The organism is Luteimonas terricola (assembly GCF_004352845.1).
GTDB lineage: Bacteria > Pseudomonadota > Gammaproteobacteria > Xanthomonadales > Xanthomonadaceae > Luteimonas > Luteimonas terricola.
Genome location: NZ_SJRX01000006.1, coordinates 112,263 through 132,707, shown reverse-complemented (window position 1 = coordinate 132,707; position 20,445 = coordinate 112,263). Strand labels below are relative to the sequence as shown.

The 20,445-nt window shown below is 66.2% G+C and carries 16 protein-coding genes and 1 pseudogene; 7 read left to right on the top strand and 10 right to left on the bottom strand.

What is annotated here, in order from left to right:
• Positions 1-111 precede the first annotated feature (111 nt).
• The gene (locus E2169_RS10460) at positions 112-462 is read right to left on the bottom strand and encodes a ComEA family DNA-binding protein (RefSeq protein ID WP_132986554.1); all 351 of its coding nucleotides are present in this window, start codon (positions 460-462) and stop codon (positions 112-114) included.
• A gap of 209 nt (positions 463-671) precedes the next feature.
• Between E2169_RS10460 and E2169_RS10455 the strand changes: the two genes are divergently transcribed.
• Both E2169_RS10455 and E2169_RS10450 read left to right on the top strand, forming a co-directional pair.
• Positions 672-2,180, top strand: a complete 1,509-nt coding sequence (locus E2169_RS10455) for a M20 family metallopeptidase (RefSeq protein WP_370465125.1) — start codon at positions 672-674, stop codon at positions 2,178-2,180.
• An 86-nt stretch (positions 2,181-2,266) separates the two neighbouring features.
• The gene (locus E2169_RS10450; RefSeq protein ID WP_132986553.1) at positions 2,267-2,545 is read left to right on the top strand and encodes a GlsB/YeaQ/YmgE family stress response membrane protein; all 279 of its coding nucleotides are present in this window, start codon (positions 2,267-2,269) and stop codon (positions 2,543-2,545) included.
• Positions 2,546-3,065: 520 nt separating this feature from the next.
• Here the strand turns inward: E2169_RS10450 and E2169_RS14565 are convergent.
• The 3 genes from E2169_RS14565 to E2169_RS14690 all read right to left on the bottom strand — a co-directional run bounded on the left by E2169_RS14565 (position 3,066) and on the right by E2169_RS14690 (position 5,973).
• Positions 3,066-3,359, bottom strand: a complete 294-nt coding sequence (locus E2169_RS14565; RefSeq protein WP_370465126.1) for an RHS repeat-associated core domain-containing protein — start codon at positions 3,357-3,359, stop codon at positions 3,066-3,068.
• 113 nt (positions 3,360-3,472) lie between these two features.
• Positions 3,473-4,066 carry an SEL1-like repeat protein gene (locus tag E2169_RS10440; RefSeq protein WP_132986552.1) on the bottom strand — a complete coding sequence of 198 codons (594 nt, stop codon included), beginning with the start codon at positions 4,064-4,066 and terminating at the stop codon, positions 3,473-3,475.
• Positions 4,063-5,973 carry an RHS repeat domain-containing protein gene (locus tag E2169_RS14690; protein WP_132986551.1) on the bottom strand — a complete coding sequence of 637 codons (1,911 nt, stop codon included), beginning with the start codon at positions 5,971-5,973 and terminating at the stop codon, positions 4,063-4,065. Before E2169_RS14690 ends, E2169_RS10440 begins: the two co-directional genes overlap by 4 nt.
• Here E2169_RS14690 and E2169_RS10430 point away from each other — a divergent pair.
• Positions 5,905-6,267: pseudogene (locus E2169_RS10430) on the top strand (response regulator); the annotation flags it as partial. The gene E2169_RS14690 and the pseudogene E2169_RS10430 overlap by 69 nt on opposite strands.
• A 125-nt stretch (positions 6,268-6,392) precedes the next feature.
• On the opposite strand, the gene E2169_RS10425 reads toward E2169_RS10430, so the two are convergent.
• The 5 genes from E2169_RS10425 to E2169_RS10405 all read right to left on the bottom strand — a co-directional run bounded on the left by E2169_RS10425 (position 6,393) and on the right by E2169_RS10405 (position 16,169).
• Positions 6,393-6,821, bottom strand: a complete 429-nt coding sequence (locus E2169_RS10425) for a hypothetical protein (RefSeq protein ID WP_132986549.1) — start codon at positions 6,819-6,821, stop codon at positions 6,393-6,395.
• Between the two features lies 1 nt (position 6,822).
• Positions 6,823-11,838, bottom strand: a complete 5,016-nt coding sequence (locus E2169_RS10420; RefSeq protein ID WP_132986548.1) for an RHS repeat domain-containing protein — start codon at positions 11,836-11,838, stop codon at positions 6,823-6,825.
• 187 nt (positions 11,839-12,025) lie between these two features.
• On the bottom strand, positions 12,026-13,855 hold the full coding sequence (gene cysC / locus E2169_RS10415; protein WP_132986547.1) for an adenylyl-sulfate kinase: 1,830 nt from the start codon (positions 13,853-13,855) through the stop codon (positions 12,026-12,028).
• The gene (gene cysD, locus E2169_RS10410) at positions 13,855-14,769 is read right to left on the bottom strand and encodes a sulfate adenylyltransferase subunit CysD (RefSeq protein WP_132986546.1); all 915 of its coding nucleotides are present in this window, start codon (positions 14,767-14,769) and stop codon (positions 13,855-13,857) included. The genes cysC and cysD overlap by 1 nt, the downstream gene beginning before the upstream one ends.
• Positions 14,766-16,169 (bottom strand): mannose-1-phosphate guanylyltransferase/mannose-6-phosphate isomerase, encoded by a 1,404-nt coding sequence (locus E2169_RS10405; RefSeq protein WP_132986545.1) that lies wholly within the window; start codon positions 16,167-16,169, stop codon positions 14,766-14,768. The genes cysD and E2169_RS10405 overlap by 4 nt, the downstream gene beginning before the upstream one ends.
• A gap of 80 nt (positions 16,170-16,249) precedes the next feature.
• Here E2169_RS10405 and E2169_RS10400 point away from each other — a divergent pair, with 80 nt between their 5' ends.
• The 4 genes from E2169_RS10400 to E2169_RS10385 all read left to right on the top strand — a co-directional run bounded on the left by E2169_RS10400 (position 16,250) and on the right by E2169_RS10385 (position 19,302).
• Complete coding sequence (locus tag E2169_RS10400; RefSeq protein ID WP_132986544.1) at positions 16,250-17,278, top strand: aminoglycoside phosphotransferase family protein; 1,029 nt, start codon at positions 16,250-16,252, stop codon at positions 17,276-17,278.
• Positions 17,275-17,988: an N-acetylmuramate alpha-1-phosphate uridylyltransferase MurU gene (gene murU, locus E2169_RS10395; RefSeq protein ID WP_132986543.1), complete on the top strand. Its 714-nt coding sequence runs from the start codon at positions 17,275-17,277 to the stop codon at positions 17,986-17,988. The genes E2169_RS10400 and murU overlap by 4 nt, the downstream gene beginning before the upstream one ends.
• A 27-nt stretch (positions 17,989-18,015) precedes the next feature.
• Positions 18,016-18,750 carry an endonuclease V gene (locus tag E2169_RS10390; protein WP_132986542.1) on the top strand — a complete coding sequence of 245 codons (735 nt, stop codon included), beginning with the start codon at positions 18,016-18,018 and terminating at the stop codon, positions 18,748-18,750.
• A 105-nt stretch (positions 18,751-18,855) separates the two neighbouring features.
• A complete protein-coding gene (locus E2169_RS10385; protein WP_132986541.1) occupies positions 18,856-19,302 on the top strand; it encodes a hypothetical protein in 447 nt (148 codons plus the stop codon).
• Positions 19,303-19,442: 140 nt separating this feature from the next.
• Here E2169_RS10385 and E2169_RS10380 read toward each other — a convergent pair whose 3' ends face one another.
• Positions 19,443-20,315: a pirin family protein gene (locus tag E2169_RS10380; RefSeq protein ID WP_132986540.1), complete on the bottom strand. Its 873-nt coding sequence runs from the start codon at positions 20,313-20,315 to the stop codon at positions 19,443-19,445.
• Between the last annotated feature and the right edge of the window lie 130 nt (positions 20,316-20,445).

Sequence of the window (20,445 nt, the reverse complement as noted above, 5' to 3'; positions counted from 1 at the left end):
TCCCTGCGTCCCGATGCGCCTTGACAACAGACGGGGCCATCGCGTGCGAACCGACGGCCCCGCCCTTGCTCCAGGGCGCGTCCCTGCGCCCCGGAACAGGCCCGGCCTTGCTCAGGGCGTTCCCGCGGCGGCCGCAGGCTTGGGCTTGGCGGGGGTGGGCTTTGCCGCCGCGGCCGCGGGCTTCGCAACGCCGCCGCCCACCACGATCCGGTCGCGGTTGCGCTCGACGGTCTTCAGGCCCACGCCCTTCACGTTGACCAGTTCATCGGCGCTCTTGAACGCACCGTTGGCCTTGCGGTAGGCGACGATCGCCTCGGCCTTCGACAGGCCGATATTGACCAGCGCGCGCTCGATGGCCTCGGCGTCGGCGGTATTGATGTTGACCTTCTCGCTCGCGAACGCACTGCCGGCGATGAGCAGCGACAGCAGCACGGGTGCAAGCACGGACTTCAGGGGAATCATGGCGCTCTCCTTGCGGTTCCTTGCGGTGTATGGATTCCATTCCGCCGGGCCTTCCTGGCACCGGCGGGGCCAGTCTCCGACGCCGCCGCAGGCCACGTGCATCGCCACGACGCCCGCCCGGATACCAGTCCCCCGCGCCCCCGGGCGTCCGGAAACCCTGACGGGAGGGGCGTAGAATTGCGGTTTCCCCGCTGAAACAGGGTTCCGCCATGGATACCAGCCTGATCGATCCCGCCCGCGCAGAGCAGTTCGTGTCGTCCAAGTGGGAGGACGAGATCGTTCCGCAACTGGTGGAATACATCCGCATCCCCAACAAGTCGCCGATGTTCGACGCCGACTGGGTGGAACACGGCTACATGGAGGACGCGGTCAAGCTGATGGAGGGCTGGGCGCGCGCCCAGGACATCCCCGGCATGCAGCTCGAGGTGGTCCGCCTGGAAGGCCGCACGCCGCTGATCTTCATCGAGATCCCCGCGACCAACGGCGGCAACGCCGACGACTGCGTGCTGCTCTACGGCCACCTCGACAAGCAGCCCGAGATGACCGGCTGGGACGACGACCTCGGCCCCTGGAAGCCGGTGCTGCGCGACGGCAAGCTCTACGGCCGCGGCGGCGCCGACGACGGCTACGCGATCTACGGCTCGCTGACCGCGATCATGGCGCTGCACGAACAGAAGCTGCCGCACGCGCGCTGCGTGGTGCTGATCGAGGCCTGCGAGGAGTCCGGCAGCTACGACCTGCCCGCCTATGTCGATCACCTCGCCGACCGCATCGGCCAGCCTTCGCTGGTGGTCTGCCTGGACTCGGGCTGCGGCAACTACGACCAGCTGTGGTGCACCACCTCGCTGCGCGGCCTGGCCGGCGGCAACTTCAGCGTGAGCGTGCTCGATGAAGGCGTGCACTCGGGCGATGCCTCCGGCGTCGTGCCGTCGAGCTTCCGCCTGCTGCGCCAGCTGCTCTCGCGCATCGAGGACGAGGACACCGGCCGCATCCTGCTCGACGGCCTGCATGCAGAGATCCCCGCCGACCGGCTGGCCCAGGCGCGCAAGTGCGCAGACGTGCTCGACACGGCGGTGTTCGACAAGTTCCCGTTCCTGCCCGGCATGACGCCGATGAGCGACGACCTCACCGAGCTGGTGCTCAACCGTACCTGGCGTCCGGCGCTGTCGGTGACCGGCATCGGCGGCATGCCGACCCTGGAGTCGGCCGGCAACGTGCTGCGGCCGCAGACCGCGGTGAAGCTGTCGCTGCGCCTGCCGCCCACGCTCGACGGCAAGCGCGCCGGCGAGCTGCTGCAGGAGGCGCTGCTGCGCGATCCGCCGAACGGCGCGAAGGTGACCCTTGAACTGGAGAAGGCATCCAGCGGCTGGAACGCGCCGGCGATGGCGCCATGGCTGGAAAGCGCCGTGGACGCCGCCAGCCAGGCCTTCTACAAGCGCCCGGCGATGTACATGGGCGAAGGCGGGTCGATCCCGTTCATGGGCATGCTCGGCGAGAAGTTCCCGGGCGCGCAGTTCATGATCACCGGCGTGCTCGGCCCGCACTCCAACGCACACGGCCCCAACGAGTTCCTGCACATCGAGATGGGCAAGCGGGTGACGTCCTGCGTGGCGCAGGTGATCGCCGCCCACCAGGCGGCCAGCGCGCGCGGCGAAACCACGGGTGCGGCGGTGGCGGCCGACAGCGGCACCCGCCACGGCGACCACGGCTGCTGCTGAGGCGCGCCGGCCGGGAGGCGCGCACGCCCTGCGGCGCCTCCGGGGCCTGCTAAGCTCCGCGGGTCATCCACTTGAGAGGGGGCGTCATGGAAGGTGTATTCGGCGGCAGCAGCTGGCTGTGGATCATCCTGGTGGGCTTCGTGGTCGGCGTGCTCGCGCGCCTGATCAAGCCCGGCAAACAGAACATCGGCATCATCCTGACGGTGGTGCTCGGCATCGTCGGCGCGCTGTTCGCGGGCTGGGTCGGGCAGCTCGTGGGTTGGTACCAGCAGGGCGAGAAAGTGGGTTTCATCGCGTCGCTGATCGGCGCCATCGTGCTGCTGTTCATTGCCGAGTTTGTCAACGGCAAGCGGAAGCGGCGCTGAGATTGTGGTGGATGGGGTGTCCCGCGGGATTTCCCCCATCCGCCCTTCGGGCACCTTCCCCCGCTTTGCGGGGGAAGGCTCCGGCGCTCAGTCGAGCAACAAGGCGATGATCTGTTCTGCTGGTGGCGTCTCACCGGTAGAGCTTGAATGGCGCTGTGCCCTCAGCGGTCAGTGAGTGTCTACTAAACCCGAGACGATTACCGCACAGCAGCCTATTCTCCGCGGATTATCAGCTTGTCATCAGACAACTCTGAATAGGCCTCGGCGCGAAGGACCTCCCTCACCCCGTTCCCATCTATGAGTATATTTACGTTTAACTCTTCCCCCTGCCCGTCCCGGCATACCCAAAACGTTTCAATATAATAATCTGTCGTCACTGACTTAATAAAATGTTCATCTGTGCACGCAAGCGCCTTTTCAAGTCCAAATTGCTCCTTCGCAATGGCGATTGCAACTTCCTCCTCCGGAGGATGGCATGCCGTCATCAGAGTCGCCGCACTCAGAAGAACTACTAGAAGCCTCACGGGAATCCCTCTCTAAATTGAACTTGAACTTGTTGCGCGCCTCGATTTCCAGACCAATTACTAGGCGTGATTACCGCAACCTGGTCCCCGAGAACCTTCACGGAGTATGTCTTTGTTTTGGCTCCGGCAGCTGCCATTCCGCTCATAGAGATGGACACAAGGCTCTGCGTGATGCATGGATGATCTCTCATGGAAGACTTGCGTCCATCAGGATCCTTGAATGTGTAAGGATTGCCACTTGCATATCTATATCGATGGAACTGTCCCACCGGGTTTGAAAATGCCGCCACCGGATCGACGCTGAGGAAGAGTCCTAGCTGTGGATCGTATTAGCGCTGAACACTCTGATCCGACGCCCATTTGCGGCGCCATGCTGGCCAGCCTTTCAGGCGCGACGGCACGATTACCAACGTTGCAATGCGTCCCCACCGCCCTTGTGCTTCGCGACAGCCGCCACAGCCTTCGATATCGCTTTAAATCTGAACAGTAGAGACGAAAGCAGCTTTCCTTGGCGAAATGCAACGGCGGCTAACCCCGTGTAGCCAAGAATGTTCCCCAGTTCGACCGCATGCCGAAACGATCGTTCTGCTTCATCAAGATCGACCGGCGTTCCTAATCCCCGCATCTTCATCTCGGCAACTGATAACCATGCTTGGGGATAATCTGCAGACTCCGCGGCGCGAACAAACGCACCAAGTGCGGTTTGGTAATTGCGGAGCTCATCGTTTCCAAGTAAGCGAATACGCCCGACACCCATCCAGCCCTGAAGAGATGCGGACAAACGAACACTACGCTCGTAGTAGCTGAGTGCTCGGCGTGCGTCCGGCTTAATGTCCCCTTTTCCAAACTCAAAGATGGCTCCAAGAATGGCGTCTGCATGGCCATCGCCGTCCGCAGAAAGTCCTTCCAGTTTTCGCACCGCTAGATCAACACTGCCCTTTCTGAGCATTTGAATTGCCCGTTGATAGGACTCAGACTCAACCTTGGGTGAAATCATTGCGAAACTTCTCTCTTGTCAGCCCTCTCTCTTGTTTCCCGCACCACCCCCTCACGCGCTTCTCTACGTTGCTGGCCCTTCTGAAGTAGGTCATCGAGCACTTCAAACCCCCTGCCATTACAGAACGAAGCACCAATTCCGGCAGCCAAGCAGACACTCCTGACGGATCTTGGATCAACAGCAGCGCGGCCCACAACAAGCATGCCGCTACCAACGGATGGCGCAGCGCTACTGCCTATAGAAATTGCGCTGGGCGATGCTGTCACTATCATCGCAGGCAAAGTCACTGTCCGTGTCAAAACGCCGTCTTCGATCGCCTGCTCGGCGGATCTATCTCTACGAAGAGTTTCCGTGGTCGTTAGTCTAAAGAAGCTCGGTATGCGAGGTTGGGGCAATGAGCTACTGGGATCACCTCTGACAGTAATTGTCTCGATCGTCGTTGGCTCCGGTGGAGGCGACGGCTCATTCTCGCCACTTGCTCGCCGTCCATCGGGATCAGTGAAGCCGTAGGGATTGTTAAAGGCATACGCGTAACGGTGGAAAAGGCGCCAATCCTTGGCATCATGCGCAGTCACCGGATCGACGGATAGAAACACTCCGAGCTGCGGATCGTAATAGCGCTGCTGCATATACGTCAGGCCGGTCGCGGCATCCTGCACATGCCCGGTGTAGCCCGGCCCGTCGAACAGCGGCTTGTTCACAACTTGGCCGTATGGCTCGTACTCGCTGCTCTCGATCAGCACCTTCGCCGCATTCGTCACCGCCACCGGTGACCCCAGCGCATCGGTGTGCTGGTACTTCACTGTCGCCGTAGTCCCCGACAACGGCCGCTCCCGGAACGCGACCAGGCTGCTGCCCATGTATACGTAGTCGATCCGCTTGGCCTGTTTGTGGTTCTCCTGGTACAGCAGCGGCCCGGAGCCGGCGTACTGCGACACGATCTGCCCGCTGCCCACCGTCTGCGCGTACACCCGCCGGCCATGGCCGTCGTACTCATAGCTCGCCTCCTTCCCCGGCACGCTGCGCAGGCGGTTGCCCAGGTCGAACTGATAGGTCTGCGCACCCTTGGTGGCCAAGTTCCCTTGTACGTCATACGTCAGGTTCGCCACCACCGTGCCGCCGACCGTGTTCTTCACCTGGCTCAGCCGCCAGGTCGCCGGGTCGTAGGCATAGGTATGGTTCCGGCTCTGGCTGCCTCCGCTCACGTGCACCGTGCTCAGGTTGTCCAGCACGTCGTAGGCGTAGCTGGCGGTATCGAAGACCGTGCTGCCCGACGTGGTCTGGATCAACCGGTCCAGGGCGTCGTAACTCATGCCGCGCGTCTGCCGCCCGCCCAGGGCGTGGTCGGTGATGTCACTGACGTTGCCGTGCTCGTCGTAGGCGTACTGCAGGTCCAGCCGCCGGTTGGCTGAAGCACAGGTGCCCGCAAGCGTGCAGTCGGTGCTGCGCGCCGGCAGCCCGCGGGCGTTCTGGCTCAGCGTGTGCACCACGCCGTTGCCATAGGTGAACTGCTTGATCGCGCCGTTGGGGAAGTAGCTCACGCCGGTGGCGTAGCTGCCGGCCTGCGTCGGCTGGCCCAGCGCGTTGGGGGCGTAGTTCACGGTCAGCGACGACGGGTACACCAGACTGCTCAGGACGCCGTTGGCGTTGTAGCCATAACCGATGGCCCAGGCCGCATCGCTGCCGCGCTTGACGCTTTCCCCGGTCTGGTTGTAGGTATACGTGCGATTGGGCGCGACCGTGCCGCCGGTGTGACTGCTGTTGTTGCTGCGGCGCAGGATCGTGGGCTTGCCGAACACGTCGCGGGTGATATGGGTGTAGGCACCTTCGGGATGCGTGACCTGGACAGGCAAATCGCTGGTGGGCTGGTCCTGCTGCTGGGACGCTGGAACATCGAGGTGCTGCATGCAACCACCGTGGACGAGGCGCTGCGGAAGATGGCCAAGGCACCGGATGTACTGCTGGTGGACTACCACCTGCACGACCGGATGGACGGCCTGGACACCCTCGACGCACTTCGCGAACACGGCCCTCGCGTGCCGGGTGCGCTGGTGACCGCGGACGGTAGCGACCAGGTGAAGCGGGATGCCCGGGTCCGGGCCCGGGGCTACCGGGTACTGACGAAGCCGATCAAGCCCGCGTCGCTGCGGGCGTTCCTGGCGGCGCAGCGGAGTGCGCACGTGGCCGGGCATACGCCATAGGGTGGCGTGGAAACTCGCCGGAAGTAGCCACTTCTATTAAATGATCCAGTCAGCACAAACACTCTTGCATTAATTCGCCCGAGGCACATTCTACCGGAAAATTTCATGTCACTAGCGGCGCGAAGCTATTCATTACCAGGAGACCTGAAAACAACTCCAAACCTAAACCCACAACTCTTCTCCACAATCCTGTCGATAACAGAACCATCCTCACACTCGCCGAATTTAAATATTATCCTGCCATACTCTAAGAATGCGTAAAAATCACAGAACGCAGAAAGCAACACTTCGCCGCGAAAAGTATTTTGCATCCCTGAGAGCGGAAGCAAAGTAAAAGAGGAGAACTTCTTGGCTCCATAAAATTCTTCTATCCAATTACTACTAAAAAATACCGAAGAATATTCACTGCTAACTTCAGCGGCAATCGACGGCACCCCGTCGTAAAATGCCGTTTCAATTAACGACAAAGAAATAGATTGATTAGCAGAAATCTTATCTCGAAGGAAAATATGTGGAGAAATTCTCAGTGCATCCATTCCTCTGTAAACTTTCACTTCAAAATCCTCCTTCATACGGCGTTATAAGTATACCGCCTGAGCCGATCATCCCATTGAATGTTCCGAATGAAGAAACTGGTACATAGAACTCGACTCCAGTCATCCTCAGGCCTCCTTGGGGGATGGGCTGAAATCTCGCCCCAGATTGTATTAAACTGGACATAGCCTCCTTGCTTATCGTGAACTGTAGCACTGCATATCTGTCAGAGTGATAAGTACTGAATGCCAACGCGGCGCCTGGGTCCGTTGCCAAATAGAACCCAATCTGACCATGAATATGGTTTTCTGTAGCGCCACTTGACGAGAGAACCATACCATTCAAGAACGCAAGCGCGTGCGCTTCGGAGGTGCCATGATACAAGGTGTACGGCGACGAAACATCATCACTACCAGCCCCAGCCTCCGAGGAATAGACCGCCGCGCTTATCCCCACAACAATGGCAGCAACTGGTGCACTAACCATTCCAGCGAGTATCCTCCCAGCGGTTTGCAATGCGCCACTCGCCGTTCCCCCGCCCCCTGTAGCCGAACTTGCTCCTATGACAGTCGCTCCCGCGCCCGCCGCTCGTCGTGCTTTAATGTCGATGTTCTGACTTTCCACTGATATATTTCCAGTTCCATTACTTATGCAATTTGGCGCGGCCCGCCCTGGAATGCGGGTGCCGCATCGACCGTCAGGATCTGTAATAGAGTACGGGTTGTTATTTGCGTATCTGTAGCGATTAAATTGCCCGACCGGATTTGAGTAAGCAGTCACCGGATCGACGGATAGAAACACTCCGAGCTGCGGATCGTAATAGCGCTGCTGCATATACGTCAGGCCGGTCGCGGCATCCTGCACATGCCCGGTGTAGCCCGGCCCGTCGAACAGCGGCTTGTTCACAACTTGGCCGTATGGCTCGTACTCGCTGCTCTCGATCAGCACCTTCGCCGCATTCGTCACCGCCACCGGTGACCCCAGCGCATCGGTGTGCTGGTACTTCACTGTCGCCGTAGTCCCCGACAACGGCCGCTCCCGGAACGCGACCAGGCTGCTGCCCATGTATACGTAGTCGATCCGCTTGGCCTGTTTGTGGTTCTCCTGGTACAGCAGCGGCCCGGAGCCGGCGTACTGCGACACGATCTGCCCGCTGCCCACCGTCTGCGCGTACACCCGCCGGCCATGGCCGTCGTACTCATAGCTCGCCTCCTTCCCCGGCACGCTGCGCAGGCGGTTGCCCAGGTCGAACTGATAGGTCTGCGCACCCTTGGTGGCCAAGTTCCCTTGTACGTCATACGTCAGGTTCGCCACCACCGTGCCGCCGACCGTGTTCTTCACCTGGCTCAGCCGCCAGGTCGCCGGGTCGTAGGCATAGGTATGGTTCCGGCTCTGGCTGCCTCCGCTCACGTGCACCGTGCTCAGGTTGTCCAGCACGTCGTAGGCGTAGCTGGCGGTATCGAAGACCGTGCTGCCCGACGTGGTCTGGATCAACCGGTCCAGGGCGTCGTAACTCATGCCGCGCGTCTGCCGCCCGCCCAGGGCGTGGTCGGTGATGTCACTGACGTTGCCGTGCTCGTCGTAGGCGTACTGCAGGTCCAGCCGCCGGTTGGCTGAAGCACAGGTGCCCGCAAGCGTGCAGTCGGTGCTGCGCGCCGGCAGCCCGCGGGCGTTCTGGCTCAGCGTGTGCACCACGCCGTTGCCATAGGTGAACTGCTTGATCGCGCCGTTGGGGAAGTAGCTCACGCCGGTGGCGTAGCTGCCGGCCTGCGTCGGCTGGCCCAGCGCGTTGGGGGCATGGTTCACGGTCAGGCCCGAGGGATAGACCAGGCTGCTCAGGAAGCCGTTGGCGTTGTAGCCGTAGCCCACGGCCCAGGCCGCGGCCGTGCCGCGCTTCACGCTTTCACCGGTCTGCATCCGGCGCTTGTTGTACGTGTAGGCATTGGTGACCAACGTGCCGCCGCTGGTGTTGTAGGTGGCGATCGTCGCCGGCAGGCCGTCAGGCGTGTACGTCCAGGCCTGGTTGCCGATGCCGTTGGCGAAGCCGAGCGCCGTCAGGCGGTTGCGGGCGTCGTAGGCGCGGCTGACCTTGCGCGGGTTGATGGTCGCGTGTTCGCCCGTGGCATGGCAGGCGGTGGCCGCCGGCAGGCCCGCGGCCGACCAGCTGAGGTTGCCGGCCAGGTCATAGCCCATCAGCGTGGCGCCAGTCTCCGGCTCCACGCTGCGGCACAGCTCCTGGTGGGCGTTGTAGGTATAGCTGCGGTTGAGCGCGACCGTGCCGCCGGTCGGGCTGCTGTTGTTGCTGCGCCTGAGAACGGTGGGCTTGCCGAACACGTCGCGGGTGATGTGGGTGAAGGCACCTTCGGGATGCGTGACCTGGACCGGGAAGTCGCTTGTCGGTTGGTCCCACGCCAGGAAGCGCATGGTGGTCTGGTAAAGCTTCGGGCTGGTCACCCGGGTCTGGAACCCGGTGAGGTAGGTCGTCATTGTCGTCAGCAGGCCGAGTTCGCTGTCCTGCGAGGCTGAAGTGGGTCGGCCCAGGGTGTCGTACTCGTTCCAGCTGCCCGTTGTGGGGTTGTGCACCGTGGCCGGATAGGACGCGAACGTGGTGCGCCCGGCATGGTCGTAGGTGAAGCGCTGGAAGCGCTGGGTGCCCGCCTCGTTGGCGGTGTCGTACTCGCGCGTGACCAGCGGCCGCCACAGGCCGTCGAAGTACGTGACCTTGCGGCCATTGCCGGTGCTGACGGTCTGGCGCCAGTGACCGGCCGGGATGCCGTATTCGGCACTGGTCACCTGCTGGAAGGCCTGGGTGGTGGTGTTCCAGGCCGTGCTGTCGCCGGTCGGGTACACGATGCCCGCCAGTCGGCCCATGGCGTCATAGGTGTAGCCGGTGACAAAGCTGTTCTCGTCGGTAACCGAGGTGATCCAGCCGGCGTTGCTGACCACTGCCGACTGCGTGGCTCCCGTGGGCGCCTCAGGCGTAGCGGGATACTTGATCGACTGCGGAATGCCGCGCTTCCAGCTGCTCAGGGTGATGGTGTTGCCCTTGCCGTCGGCAACGGTCTTCACCGTGCCACGCTTGCCGCTGGCGACCGTCGAGGTAGTGTCCCACCCCAGCGTCTGCATGGTCTTGCCGAAGCGCTTGCTCACCAGCGGCAGCGCGAAGGCGGCCTGGTAGCTCGTCTCCGACATCACCACCCCCGCGGACCCGCAGCCCGCCGGCAGCGCGGTGGTCGGTGCCACGCACTTCACCTGCGCCACCTGACCCAGCGCCCAGAGGCTGGTGTTGTCGTGGTAGCTGGTCTGCTCGGTGCGTGTGGGGTTACCCGTCACCGTGCTGGACTTTGTCACCTGTGTGGGGCGCGCGAAGGCGTCGAAGCAGAGCTTGCCCGAGCACGCGCTGCCGGCCTGCCAGGTGAAGTTCACCCCCTGCTGCGTGGTCACCGATTGCCGCAACGGGCGCAGCCAGTTGCTCGAGAGCTGGTCGGAGTAGCCCAGTGGGTTGATGCCCACGCTGGCCGGGAAATTCTGGCCTGCCGCCTCGGCATTCGCGACGTGGGTGTTGACCTGCGTGCGCAGGATCGCCGAGGGACCACCGCCCTGCTCGACCTTCAGCAGTTGGCCTTCGTTGACCCCGTAGAGCATGCCGTAGGAGTAGCGCGTCCAGGTGCCACCCGGGCCGGTGACGATGTTTCCCTTCATGGGCGGGCAGATCAGGGGGTTGGAGGCGCACATGTCGGCAAAGCCGAGGCTGTGTCCGGTGTCGTAGCTGTACGCCCACGTCATCGTGGGCAATCCCGGCCCTGTCACCGTCTTCTGGCTCACGGTAAAGTTCAGCGTGCTGTTCGGGATCTCCAGGTACTGGTACGTGGTTGTGGGCTTGACGCAGATCTTCGGGACGTTGTGGCGATAGTGTTTCAGGATGGTGAAGGCATATTGCGCCTTGGCGCCCGAGGGCGCGGTCACGCCGTAGGCGAAATTGCCGGTCCAGTCGACGATGCCTTCCAGGCAGTTGTTGAACGGATCGTCGATCGGTTCGGGATCGGTGGTCTCGATCACGAGATTGCCAGTGGGCGTGTAGGTCCATTTGCTTGCATCGGGCTGCGTGACCTGTGACAGCCGCCCGCTTGCATAGGTATAGCTCCAGGTCCCCACGCTCGAGGTCGCCGTGACCACGTTGGCGCCGCTCCAGGTCAGGCTGATCTGGCGCAAGTCGTTGGAGCTGATCCCGGTGAGTTTGTCGCCGGAGTATGTGTAGTCGACCCAGTTGCCGAAGCGGTCCTCCACGCGCGACACCAGGAAGTACACCACGCTGCGGGAAATCGAAGACCCCGGACCCGAAGTCCAGCCAGACTTCGCCGAGGGGTAGGCGCGTGTCACCACCCAGTCGAGGTGGTACTTCAGGCCGTCGGGCGAATGGGCGATGAAGCCTTCGCCGCCATAGTCGTTCTTGGTGGAGGCCTTGCAGCTGATCCGCCACATGCCCTTGGTGATCCACGGGTAGCTGCCGCTGCCAGGCGCCGGGATCAGGCTGCTGGGGGTGTGCAGCAGCATCTCGTCGACCGCCCCGGGCACGTGCAGGTGGTAGCCGTCCCAATAGTCGTGCGACTGGAACAGCGGCGTGTCCTGCGGTGCGCTGGTGGTGCTGCAGCGCTGGACGGAGTTTGACGGCCCGACCTTCCAGCCCGCGGCCGAGGAAAAGGTGCCCTTCAGGTGCGGCAGGTCGATGTCCCACTCGCCCATGCCGCCCAGCAGGCCCGAGGGGCCCTTGTGGCCCTGCACCGCAAAACGGCGGCGCAGTTCGACGGGAATCGAGGTGTTGCCCGGGATGGAAATGTCGACGTTGGCGAACTGCACGCTGCCGTTGTAGTGGCTGACCTGCTCGCCGAAGGCAGTGTCCACGCTCAATGGCGCGACAGCCTGCGCGGCGTTGATCCGTTCCAGCGACTTCTGGTGCAGGCCGTAGTTCTGTGCCTGCGCGACTCCCATGCTTCCCAGCAGCCACAGCACCGCGGCCGCAACCATGCGCACTGCCATTACCCCCTCCCGTCCGGCCCGTTGCGGGCCAAGGTCCTTGGACTGGTGGCGCCTGATCGGACTCCGCCGGGCGCATGGGGGTGTGTTACCACCGGGTTGGGGGAAATGCAAGGCTGCCCGTGTATCGGCGGAGTTGCGTCTATCACCTGGTTGGAGAACCGCCAACGCCGTAGCGCGTCCCGGACAATCAGGCGCGAAGCAGGGAGACGACCTGTTCCGCAAGCGCCTCGGGCGTCGCCGACATCGTGTCCAGCACCAGTTCCGGCGACCCAGGCGGCTCATAGGGCGAGTCGATGCCGGTGAAGTTCGGAAGCTCGCCACGGCGCGCCTTGGCGTAGAGGCCCTTGGCGTCGCGGCGCTCGGCCTCGGCCAGCGGGGTGTCGACGAAGACCTCGATGAAGTCGCCGTCGGCGAACAGCGCGCGCGCCGATGCGCGCTCGGCGCGGAACGGGGAGATGAAGCTCACCAGCACGATCAGGCCGGCGTCGGTCATCAGCCGCGCGACGTGGGCGACGCGGCGCATGTTCTCGACGCGGTCCTCTTCGGTGAAGCCGAGGTCGCGGTTGAGGCCGTGGCGGACGTTGTCGCCGTCGAGCAGGTAGGTGTGGCAGCCGCGCGCGACCAGGCCGCGCTCGACCAGGTTGGCGATGGTCGACTTGCCGGCGCCGGACAGGCCGGTGAACCAGACGCAGCGCGGGCGCTGGCCCTTGAGCGCGGCGCGCACGTCGCGGTCGACGTCCAGCGCCTGCCAGTGGATGTTGTCGGCGCGGCGCAGGCCGTGGCGGATCATGCCCGCGCCGACGGTCGTGCGGCTGAGCAGGTCGACCAGCACGAAGCTGCCCATCGCGGGCTCGTCGGCGTAGTGCGCGTACGGGATCGGCGCGTCGAGCGCCAGGGCGACCTCGCCGATGTCGTTGGCCTGCAGGCGCTTGGCCGCCAGCGGCTGCAGGGTTTCGGGATCGAGCAGGTGCTTGATCTCGCCCACGCGCGCGCCGACCACGCGGGTGCCCGCCTGCAGCTGGTAGCGCCGCCCGGGAAGCAGCGCGGCCTCGTCGAACCACAGCAGGTCGGCGACGAACTGGTCGGTCGCCGCCAGCGGCGCACCGGCCGCGGCCAGCACGTCGCCGCGCGCGGCATCGACGTCTTCGGCCAGGCGCACGGAGACGGCGCTTCCGGCGCGCACTTCGCGTGCTTCCTCACCGGCAAGGCGCAGGCCGGCGACGGTGGCGGCCACGCCGTCGGGCTCGACGCGCAGCGCATCGCCCACGCGCAGGGTGCCCGAGGCCAGGGTGCCGGCCAGCCAGCGCCCCGCGTCGCCGTTGCGCAGCACCAGCTGCACCGGCAGCCGCACCGGCAGCTCGGCATCGCGGGTTTCGACCCGTACCGATTCCAGGTGCCCGAGCACGGTGGGGCCGCTGTACCAGTCCATCGCGCCCGAAGGCGTGGTGACGTTGTCGCCCGTCGCCGCGGCAAGCGGGATCGCCGTGGCGTCGGCGATGCCGAGCTTCGCGGCATGCTCGCGGTAGGCACCGGCAATGGCGTCGAAGATGGCCCGGTCGTATCCCGTGCGATCCATCTTGTTCACCGCCAGCAGTACGTGGCGCACGCCGAACATGGCGGCGATCGCGGTGTGGCGGAACGTCTGCGGCAGTAACCCGCGAGTGGCATCGACCAGCACGATCGCAAGGTCCGCCACTGACGCGCCGGTGGCCATGTTGCGCGTGTACTGCACGTGCCCCGGGCAGTCGGCGATCAGGAAGCGGCGCCGCGGCGTGTCCAGGTGGCGCCAGGCGACGTCGATGGTGATGCCCTGCTCGCGCTCGGCCTCGAGACCGTCGAGCAGCAGGGCGTAATCGATGTCCTCGCCGCGGGTGCCGTGCACGACGCTGGCCTTGGCCAACGCCGCGCGCTCGTCGTCGGGCACGCGCCCGGCTTCGGCCAGCAGGCGTCCGATCAGGGTGCTCTTGCCGTCGTCGACGCTGCCGCAGGCGACGACGCGCAGGAAGTCGCGCGCCATCAGAAATAACCCTCGCGCTTCTTCCTCTCCATGGAATCTCCCACGGCGTGGTCGATCAGGCGGCCGGCGCGCTCGGACTGCGTGCCCGCTTCCATCTCGGCGATGATCGCATCGAGGTCGGTGGCCTCCGACTCCACCGCGCCGGTCAGCGGATAGCAGCCCAGGGTGCGGAAGCGCACCCGGCGCATCGTCGGCGTTTCGCCGGGCCGCAGCTGGAAGCGTTCGTCGTCGACCATCACCAGCGATCCTTCGCGCTCGACCACCGGGCGCGGCGCGGCGAAGTACAGCGGCACCACCGGGATGCCCTCGCGGCGGATGTAGCGCCAGACATCGAGCTCGGTCCAGTTCGACAGCGGGAACACGCGCATGCTCTCGCCGGCATTCACGCGCGCGTTGTACAGGTTCCACAGCTCCGGGCGCTGGCGGCGCGGATCCCAGCGCTGGTGGGCGTCGCGGAACGAGAACACGCGCTCCTTGGCGCGCGATTTCTCTTCGTCGCGACGCGCACCGCCGATCGCGGCGTCGTAGCCACCGGCGGCGATCGCCTGCTTCAGCGCCAGCGTCTTCATCACCTCGGTGTGGCGGCTGGCACCATGGCTCTGCGGGCCGATGCCCTCGCGCACGCCGTCCGGGTTCACGTGCACGCGCAGGTCCACGCCGGTCTCCGCCGCGCGCCGGTCACGGAACGCGATCATCTCCCTGAACTTCCAGGTGGTGTCGACGTGCAGCAGCGGGACCGTCGGCCGCGCGGGCGCGAAGGCCTTCAGCAACAGGTGCAGCAGCACCGAGCTGTCCTTGCCGATGGAATACAGCATCACCGGGCTGCGGCACTGGCCCGCAACCTCGCGCAGGATGTGCAGGCTTTCCGCCTCGAGGCGATCCAGCTGGCGATCGATCGCGCCAACGCCGCTCATGAACGGCCGTACACGTCCTCGTAGCGGACGATGTCGTCTTCGCCGAGGTAGTCGCCCGACTGCACTTCGATCAGTTCCAGCACTTCGGTGCCGGGATTCTCCAGCCGGTGCTTCGCGCCCAGCGGGATGTAGGTCGACTGGTTCGCGTGCAGCTCGAACACGTCGTTGTCGCGGGTCACGCGCGCGGTGCCGCGGACCACGATCCAGTGCTCGGCGCGGCACTTGTGCGACTGCAGCGACAGGCGACCGCCGGGCTTGACCTTGATGCGCTTGACCTGGAAGCCCTCGTCCTGGTCGATCGAGTCGTAGCTGCCCCAGGGACGATGCACCTCGCGGTGGAGCACGGCATGGCTGCGGTCGTCGGCCTTCAGCCGGGCGACCACTTCCTTGACCTGCTGCACGCGGTCCTTCTTCGCGACCAGCACCGCGTCATCGGTCTCCACCACCACCAGATCCTCGACGCCGACCAGGGCCACCATGCGCCGCGACCAGACATAGCTGCCGCGGCTGTCGACGGCGATCACCTCGCCGTGGTGGGCGTTGCCGTCGGCGTCCTGCGGGCTCACCGCCCACAGCGCCGACCAGGAGCCGACGTCGTTCCAGCCGATGTCCACCGGCAGCACCATCGCGCGATCGGTCCGCTCCATCACCGCGTAGTCGATCGAATCCGATGGCGCGGTGGCGAAGGCGTCCCGGTCCAGGCGGACGAAGTCGCCGTCGCGCGCGGCGCTTTCGAAGGCCTTGCGCACGGCATCCAGCATCTCCGGACGGAAGCGGCCGAGCTCCTCGAGGTAGCGCGACGCGCGGAACAGGAACATGCCGCTGTTCCAGTAGTACCCGCCGGCATCGAGGTAGCCCTGCGCGGTGGCGGCGTCGGGCTTCTCGACGAAGCGCAGCACCTCGCGCACGCCCTCACCCGGGCCGGCCTGGATGTAGCCGAAGCCGGTTTCCGGGGCCTCGGCGACGATACCGAAGGTCACCAGCGCGCCGCCCTCGGCCGCCGGCGTCGCCTCGCGCACGGCAGCACGGAACGCGTCGGCGTCGCGGACGACGTGGTCGGATGGCAGCACCAGCAGCAGCGGGTCGGCGCCGGCAGCGGTGGCCTGCAGGGCCGCGGCGGCGATGGCCGGGGCGGTGTTGCGACCGACCGGTTCGAGCATGATCGCCGCGGCCTCCACGCCCACCTGGCGCAGCTGCTCGCCGGCCAGGAAGCGGTGCTCCTCGTTGGCGACCACGATCGGCGCCAGCGCGTCCAGCGGCGCCACGCGCAGCCAGGTGTCCTGCAGCATGGTGTGCTCACCGGCCAGCGCCAGGAACTGCTTGGGATAGGCCTCGCGCGACAGCGGCCACAGGCGCGTGCCGGAGCCGCCTGACAGGAGCACGGGTTGCAGCTGGATCATGTGGCGGGGCCTGCGCTGTCTAAAGGACCAGCGCGAAGTTTACCCTGTGCACACCGCCGCCCCGCCGGCCTGGAGACCGCATGACCGCAGCCATCGACGACATCCGTGCGAGCGCACGCCTGGACTGGGCCCGCGCCGCCGCGTCATGCCCCGGCCTCGTGCTGGAGCGGGCATCGACCGACGCCGGCTTCCGCAGCTACTGGCGCGCCACCGGCAGCGGCGACGCCAGCCTGATCGTGATGGACTCGCCCCCGGCACTGGAGGACGTGCGCCCCTGGCTCCGCATGCACGACCTGCTGGAACGCGGCGGCGTGCGCGTGCCACGGGTGCTGGCGCGCGACGTCGAACGCGGCTTCCTGCTGCTCGAGGACCTGGGCGTGGATACCCTGCTCCAGGCCATCGACGCCGGGAATGCCGACGCGCATTTCGAGGCCGCCATCGACCAGCTGCTGCGCATCCAGGCCATCCCCGCGCCCGACGACCTCCCGCGCTACGACGAAGCCCTGCTCGCGCGCGAACTGCGCCTGTTCGACGAGTGGTTCCTCGGCCGCCACCTGGGCGTCGAGCTTGGCTGCAGCGATCTTGAAGCGCTCGACCTCGGCTATCGCGTCCTCATCGACAGCGCGCTGGCCCAGCCGCGGGTGCTGGTGCACCGCGACTTCATGCCGCGCAACCTGATGCCGGTGACCGGGGGGCTGGCCGTGCTCGACTTCCAGGATGCGGTGCTGGGGCCAGTGGCCTACGATCCGGTGAGCCTGTTCAAGGACGCCTTCCTGAGCTGGCCGCAGGCGCGCGTCGATGCATGGCTGGCCGGCTATCACGCCCGCGCCGTCGCGGCCGGGGTTCCGGTTCCCGCGGCCCCCGAGCGCTTCCTGCGCGATGCCGGACTGGTCGGCGTCCAGCGCCACCTCAAGGTGCTTGGCATCTTCGCCCGCCTCCACCATCGCGACGGCAAACCGAAATACATCGCCGACGCCCCGCGCTTCCTTGCCTACCTCGACCAGGCGCTGCCGCGGCATCCGGAACTCGCAGCGCTGGCCGGCGTGCTCGATCGCCACGTGCGCCCGGCACTGGCCGCGGCCGGCAACGGACGGGACGCCGCACCGTGAAGGCACTGGTCTTCGCCGCCGGTCTCGGCGAGCGCATGCGTCCGCTGACCGACACCACGCCCAAGCCGCTGCTCGAAGCCGGCGGCCAGCCCCTGATCGCCTGGCACCTCGAGAGGCTCGCCGCCACCGGCGTCCGTGACGTGGTGGTCAACACCTCGTGGCTGGCTTCGCAGTTTCCGGAGCGCCTGGGCGACGGCAGCCGCTGGGGCCTGCGCATCCACTATTCGTACGAAGGCGAGACTCCGCTCGAGACCGGCGGCGGCATGCTGCACGCCCTGCCCCTGCTTGGCGACGCACCCTTCATCGCGGTCAACGGCGATGTCTGGTGCGATTTCGATTTCGCACGCCTGCCGCGCGAGCCGGATGGAGACGCGCACCTGGTGCTGGTCGACAACCCCGGCCACCACCCCGCGGGCGACTTCGTGCTCGCTGCCGATGGCCGCGTCCACAGCGAGCACGCAGGCGGAACGCGGCTGACCTTCGCGGGCATCGGCGTCTACAGGCCATCGTTGCTGGACGCCTGGCGCGACGTCATCGGCGAGGCCCCGGGCGCCGACAGGACACCTCCACGCTTCAAGCTGGCACCCCTGTTGCGGGCCGCCATGGTGCGCGGCGCAGCCAGCGGCGAGCACCACCGCGGGCCATGGACGGACGTCGGGACACCGCAGCGTCTGCACGCACTGTCCCGCCAGGTCACCTCCGGAAGCTGAAGCGCGGGGCGTATCCTCTGCCACACGATGCCCCTCCCACCCCCTTCCCTTGCAGGCCGGCCCGGCCCCGCGGCCTGCGCCGCTCCCATCGACCAGGACGGAACACTGGAACAGGCGCGCCTGCTGCGGTCCCGGCTGGCCGGCCAGCTGGAGCTGCGCGACCGCTTCCCCAGGGACCTGGCCACCATCGGCGGGTTCCGCACCGACTTCAGCGATGACGGCGCAGTCGTGCACGCGACCGCGATACTCCTGGACGCGGGGACCCTCGAGGTGCTGGCCAGCGAATCGGTCTCCCTGCCCACGCCCGTGTCCGACCTGCCCGAACTGCTCCCGTTCCGCGCGCTGCCTGCGCTGCGGGCGGCGCTGGCGGCGCTGCCGCGGCCACCCGACCTGGCCTTCGTCGACGGCCATGGCATCGCGCACCCGCAGGGCCTGGGGATCGCCGCCCATTTCGGGGTCGCCAGCGGGCTGCCCTGCATCGGCGTGGCAAGGGCCATCCTGACCGGATCCGGCCCCGAGCCGCACGAAACCCGCGGCGCCTACACCGCATTGCGCAACCGCGAGCGCCGGCAGCTTGGCTGGCTGTTGCGCAGCCGGCCCGGCTGCCTGCCCCTGGTGGTGTCCCCCGGGCATCGCGTGGCCCTGGCATCGGCCGCGGACCTGGTCATGCGCTTCACCCGCGACCACCGCCTGCCCGAGCCGACGCGGCTCGCGGAACTGCTGGCTTCGCGCCTGGATGCGGCAAATTCCACGGAAATCTGAAGGCAACCCAACAAAGCGTGACGAACATCACAGACTTTTCCGCGACGCACAAAGCAGCATCGGGCAAGGCGCATCTTCGTTCAGCGCCTGTCCAGGGGGAAAAAAATGAAAGCGACCACTGCGCTGGCCATCGCCATGCTGCTTGCGGCAGGCGGCGTCCACGCCCAGTCGGGCAGCGATTGCCCGACGCTTCCGGCCGGCAGCGAGCTGGCATGGGAGAAGCTCGACGGCGCGGGATACACCTTCTGCAAGGCTCTCCGCGACAGCGACGGCCACCAGGTGCTGGCGGTGATGATCACCACCGAGGCGCCATTTCGTCCCCGCCGCGCCAACCGCACCCAGGAAACCCTGATCGACGGAACCCAGAACTGGTGGTACCGCAGCGAGCTTTCCGGGATGGTCGGGGTCGAGGTGCGCGAGACCCTGGTGGAGCTCGACCGCGCCCACGTCGCCCACATCTCGTTGCGCGGGCGCAGCGAGCAGGAACTGTCGCAGGCGATATCGCTGGCGGAATCGCTGCGCTTCGACGACGTGCGGGTCTCGATCCGCTGAGCCGGCGGAGGCATCTACGGCTGGCTTGGCCGCGAGCCCGCGGCGGGCAGCTGACCAGCGCGGGATGACACCATTGAACGAAGAAGGGCGGCGCATCAGCGCCGCCCTTCTTCATTGCGGATGCCCGGGCACCGCGAACGTCAGAAGCGGCCTTCCTGGAAATCGACAAAGGCCTGCATGATCTCCTGCTTCGTGTTCATCACGAAGGGCCCGTGGCGCACCACCGCCTCGCGCAGCGGGCGGCCCGAGACCAGCAGCAGGCGCGCACCGGCCTCGCCGGCCTCGACGCGCAGCAGGTCGCCGCCGCCGAGGATGCCGAGCTCGTGGCTGGCAAGCTGGCGCGCCTCGTCTCCGCAGCCCAGGCAGGCCCCGCCCTCGAACATGTAGGCGAAGGCGCTTTGGCCTTCCGGCAGCCTGTGCTCCCAGGCCGCGCCCGGCGCCAGCGACACGTCCAGGTACAGCGGGGAGGTGGCCGGCTGGTCGATCGGACCGCGCACGCGCGTGCCGTCAGCCGAGGTGACCTCGCCGGCGATCACGCGCACTTCGACGCCGTCGGCGGGCCGCACCAGCGGGATCCGGTCGGGCGCGAACTCCTGGTAGCGCGGCTCGACCATCTTGTCCCTGGCCGGCAGGTTCACCCACAGCTGGAAGCCGCGCATGCGGCCCTCCTCCTGTTCGGGCATTTCCGAGTGCACCAGGCCGCGGCCGGCGGTCATCCACTGCACGCTGCCGGGAACCAGCAGGCCCTCGTTGCCGTGGTTGTCGCGGTGGCGCATGCGTCCGTCGAGCATGTAGGTGACGGTCTCGAAGCCGCGGTGCGGATGGTCCGGGAAGCCGGCGAGGTAGTCCTCGGCGCGATCGGTGCCGAACTCGTCGAGCAGCAGGAAGGGATCCATGTCGGGCAGGTCGGGGCCGCCGATCACGCGCGTCAGCTTCACGCCGGCGCCGTCGGAGGCCGCGCGGCCGCGCACCTTGCGCAGGACGCGGGTGGAATCGAACTGGGCATTGGTCATGGCGGGTTCCTCGAAGGTACTCCCCATATCATGGTGCCGCAGGGCGCCCGCGACAGCCCCGCCGGCGCAACGCTGCGGTTCCCTTGCAGCGGCCAGCACCGCGCTGGAGCCACCATGGCGGCGGATCGCG